The organism is Mesorhizobium sp. M7A.F.Ca.CA.001.08.2.1 (assembly GCF_003998455.1).
GTDB classification, from domain to species: Bacteria; Pseudomonadota; Alphaproteobacteria; order Rhizobiales; family Rhizobiaceae; genus Mesorhizobium; species Mesorhizobium ciceri.
Genome location: NZ_RZPW01000556.1, coordinates 1 through 4,306, shown reverse-complemented (window position 1 = coordinate 4,306; position 4,306 = coordinate 1). Strand labels below are relative to the sequence as shown.

At 63.8% G+C, this 4,306-nt stretch carries 4 protein-coding genes; 2 read left to right on the top strand and 2 right to left on the bottom strand.

Annotated elements, in window-relative coordinates:
- The coding region (locus EN914_RS26150) for a DUF1304 domain-containing protein (RefSeq protein ID WP_164778909.1) at positions 1 to 308 on the bottom strand (308 nt) is incomplete at its 3' end.
- Positions 309 to 447: 139 nt separating this feature from the next.
- On the opposite strand from EN914_RS26150, the gene EN914_RS26145 reads away from it, so the two are divergent.
- On the top strand, positions 448 to 1,935 hold the full coding sequence (locus EN914_RS26145) for a carboxypeptidase M32 (RefSeq protein ID WP_024502911.1): 1,488 nt from the start codon (positions 448 to 450) through the stop codon (positions 1,933 to 1,935).
- A 27-nt stretch (positions 1,936 to 1,962) separates the two neighbouring features.
- Here EN914_RS26145 and EN914_RS26140 read toward each other — a convergent pair whose 3' ends face one another.
- Positions 1,963 to 3,762, bottom strand: a complete 1,800-nt coding sequence (locus EN914_RS26140) for an ABC transporter transmembrane domain-containing protein (RefSeq protein ID WP_013529119.1) — start codon at positions 3,760 to 3,762, stop codon at positions 1,963 to 1,965.
- 206 nt (positions 3,763 to 3,968) lie between these two features.
- Between EN914_RS26140 and rpmE the strand changes: the two genes are divergently transcribed.
- Positions 3,969 to 4,190, top strand: a complete 222-nt coding sequence (gene rpmE, locus EN914_RS26135; protein ID WP_013529118.1) for a 50S ribosomal protein L31 — start codon at positions 3,969 to 3,971, stop codon at positions 4,188 to 4,190.
- Positions 4,191 to 4,306 lie beyond the last annotated feature (116 nt).

The window sequence follows — 4,306 nt, the reverse complement described above, 5'->3', positions numbered from 1 at the left end:
GTCTGGATGAACAGGATCTTGCGCCCGACCGTTGCCCCGCCATAGAGGCCGGCAATGGCCACGCAAGCCAGAAAGAAGACCTTGACCTGGAAACCGGCCGCACCAAGGTATAGCCCCCAGATCAACCCGGCGGCGAGGAACCCGTTATAAAGTCCCTGATTGGCCGCGAGCACTTTCGAGGCACTGGCGAATTCCGGGGTCAGGTTGAAAGCCTTGTGCCCGCGCGGCGTGTCCCACAGCACCATCTCCAGATAGACGATGTAGGCATGGATCAAGGCCACCAGCCCGACCAGGATGTTGCCGATCATTTTTTCCCCCTTGATGTGTTGCCGGCAGCATTTCATGCGTGGCCTCGCCTGCGCAAGGTGCATTTGCCGGACGGCATCCGAGGGTTGCCAACGCTTTTGCGTTGGTGTCTTTTCGCGCGTCCCAATCACGGAAGTCGCCATGTCCTTTCAGAAACTCGACGACCTCGGTCACAAGCTCGAAGCGCTCGAGCATGCGCTGGCCATCCTCGGTGCCGATGAGGCCACGCACATGGCCGTCGGCGGCGGCGAGAAGCGTGCCGAGGCGATGTCGGCACTGGCCGGCATGTATCACACCAGGGCAACGGCGCCCGAGATAGCAGACTGGATCGCCGCGGCCGAACAGGAAGCGCTGGGCGAGGAGCAGCGCGCCGCCGTCTCGGAACTGCGGCGGCAATACACCAACCTGACCTGCCTGCCGGTCGAATTCGTCGAACGCCAGACGACCGCGCGCATGCGTTGCGAGCAGCTGTGGCGCGGCCTGCGCGCCAAGAACGACTGGGCAGGCTTCCAGCCGGCGCTGGAGGGCGTCGTGGCGCTGGTGCGCGAGGAGGCGACGCTGCGTGCCGATGTGCTCGGCCTGGCCCCCTATGACGCGCTGATGGAGCAGTACGACCCCGGCAACCGCACCGCCGACATCACGCCTGTGTTCAGCGACCTGAAGGCTTTTCTGAAAAGTTTCGTGCCGGAGGCGCTGGCGATCCAGGACGCACGGCAGCGCAAGCGCCCGCTGAAGCCGCTTTCGGGCACCTATGCGATCGATCGGCAGCGCGAGCTCGGCCTTGCCATGATGACGGCAGTCGGCTTCGACCTGACGCATGGGTCGCTGTCGGTGTCGCACCACCCTTTCTGCGGCGGCGTGCCGAGCGACGTGCGTATCACCACCCGCTACAAGACGTCCGACTTCCTGTCGGCGCTGATGGGCGTGCTGCACGAGACCGGCCATGCGCTCTACGAACAGAACCTGCCCAAGGCATGGTCGCACTGGCCGCTCGGCAAAGCGCGCGGCATGGCCGTGCATGAAAGCCAGAGCCTGTTCGTCGAGAAGCAGCTAGGCCGCAACCCGGCCTTCTGGCGCTGGGCGCTGCCAGTGGCTGAAAAGCATCTCGGCGAAGCCTGGTCGCTCGACGACATCCTGCCGCACGTGCATCGCGTCGGACGCGGCCTGATCCGGGTCGATGCCGACGAGGTGACCTATCCCCTGCATGTCATCCTGCGCTACGAACTGGAACAGGAACTCGTCTCGGGCCGGCTGGAGGTGGCCGATCTGCCCGAAGCCTGGGACGCCAAGATGCGCGACTACCTCGGCCTTTCCACCATCGACAACCCAGCCGACGGGCCAATGCAGGACGTGCATTGGCCAGGGGCAGCTTTCGGCTACTTCCCCTCCTACACGCTTGGCGCGATGATGGCGGCACAGCAATGGGCGGCGCTGACGCGGGAGCATCCTGCCGCCGACGAGGATCTCGCCAAAGGCAATTTCGAGGCGATCAACGACTGGCGCCGCCAAAAAATCTGGTCACAGGGGTCACGCTGGTCGACGCCGGACCTGCTCGAACGCGCCACCGGCGAAAAGCTCAATGCCACCTATTTCGTGAACCATCTGAAACAGCGCTATGGAGCCGCATAGCGGCTCTCGCCACAGCGGCAGATCTGCCTATTCCGCCGCGCCCCTGAAAGCACTGGCGCCGGTTTCAAACTGCAGCTTGGCCAGCCGCGCATAGATGCCGCCCTTGGCGACAAGGCTCTGATGCGTGCCTTCCTCGACGATCGAGCCGCCATCCATGACCAGGATCCTGTCGGCCTTCAGCACCGTTGCCAGGCGGTGGGCGATGACGATCGTGGTGCGGCCATGCATCAGCCGTTCCAATGCCGTCTGCACGAGCGTTTCGCTTTCGGCGTCGAGTGCCGAGGTGGCCTCGTCGAGCAACAGGATCGGCGCGTCGCGCAAGATGGCACGGGCGATCGCAACCCGCTGGCGCTGACCGCCTGACAGCGTCACGCCGCGCTCGCCGACTTGGCTGTCATAGCCCTTTTCCAGCTTGAGGATGAATTCATCGGCAAGTGCATCCTTCGCCGCCGTCTCGATTTCGGTCTTGCTGGCTCCCGGCCGGCCGAAACCGATATTGTCACGCGCGCTTGCCGCGAAAATGGTGACGTCCTGCGGCACGATGGCGATGCGCTGGCGGACCGAAACGGGATCGGCCTCGCGCACATCGACGCCGTCGATCAGGATCTTGCCTGTTTCGGGATCGTAAAAACGCAGGATCAGCGAAAACACCGTGCTCTTGCCGGCCCCTGACGGCCCGACGATCGCCACCGTCTCGCCCGGCATGACCTGAAAGCTTAAGCCGTGCACGGCGGCGCGGTCGGGCCTTGCCGGGTAGGAGAAGGAGATATTGTCGAAGACGATCGCGCCCTTGGCGACGGCCGGCAGCGGCTTCGGATCGGCGGGAGCCTGGATCGCCGGCTTCTCGGCCAGGATCTCGGTCAGCCGTTCGGCAGCACCCGCCGCTTGCGCAAGTTCGCCCCACACTTCCGACAGCGCGCCCAGCGCGCCGGCGGCGAACACCGAATAGAGCAGGAACTGGCCGAGCGTGCCTGGCGATATCGAGCCTTCGAGTACGTCGCGCGAGCCGAACCACAGCACCGCCACGACGGACGAGAAGATGGTGAAAATGGCGAAGAAGGTTAAGAAGGAGCGCGCGAAGATCGAGGAGCGTGCCGCCTCGAAAGCAGCTTCCACCGCAGCCGAGAAATGCCCGGTGACCAGCTTCTCATTGGTGAAGGCCTGCAGCGTGCGCACCGCGCCGATCTGCTCGCTGGCATAGGCGGTGGCATCGGCCAGCGTATCCTGCGCCTGGCGTGATTTGCGCCGCACCGAACGGCCGAAGGCGACCAGCGGCAGCACGATCACGGGTATTGCCGCGATGACCAGGCCGGACAGTTTCGGGCTGGTGATGACCATCATCCCCACCGCGCCAAGGCCGAGGATGACATTGCGCAGCGCCACCGAGGCCGTCGCTCCGACCGCCGACTTGACCTGCGTCGTGTCGGCGGCAAGCCGCGACACGATCTCGCCCGACTGGGCGGTGTCGAAGAAGGCAGGCGACAGCGTCGTCACATGGGCAAACACATCGCGCCTGATATCGGCGACGACGCGCTCGCCCAGCGTGATGACGAAATAGTAGCGGCCGGCCGATGCTGCCGCCAGCAGGGCGGCCATAGCCACCAGCGCTGCGAAATATTCGGCAATGAAGGTCGTGCTGGACGACGAGAAGCCATGATCGATCATGCGACGCACCGCCAGCGGCAGCGCCAGCGTGGTTGCCGCCGCGATAACCAGCGAGATAATGGCGCCGACGACCAGCGTGCGGTAGTGCGTGATGTAGGGGAACAGGCGCTTGAGCGGCTTGAGCGAACGCCGGCGCTCGTCTGCGCTGGTGATTTGCGCCATCCCGATGTTTCCTCCAGCCGTCCTTGGGGTCTGCGCCTCAATATGCGCTTGCCGCGGCCTTGTGATTCAATTCCGGCTGATGTATAGGCTCGCCGACCGTTTTAGAAGCCGTGGCTCCTCAATAGCTGCGGCTTCGAGTTTTAAAAAGGGGCGCATCGACGCAGGCTTATGCCCGTCGGCAGCGCCGGCAAGCCAGGAACCGAACCATGAAGACCGACATCCATCCCGATTACCACACCATCAAGGTCGTCATGACCGACGGCACCGAATACACGACCCGTTCGACCTGGGGCAAGGAAGGCGATACGATGAACCTCGATATCGACCCGACCACCCATCCGGCTTGGACCGGCGGCCAGCAGACCCTGCTCGACCGCGGCGGCCGCCTGTCGAAGTTCAAGAAGCGTTTCGAAGGTTTCGGCATCTAATTGCATGTCGCCCAAAAGTGCGAAGCGGTTTTGGGATAACGACTTGCATCAAGTAAGAACTTAAGCCAAACGAGCTTTCACAGATCGAAAACCCGCCCTTGTGGCGGGTTTTTTGT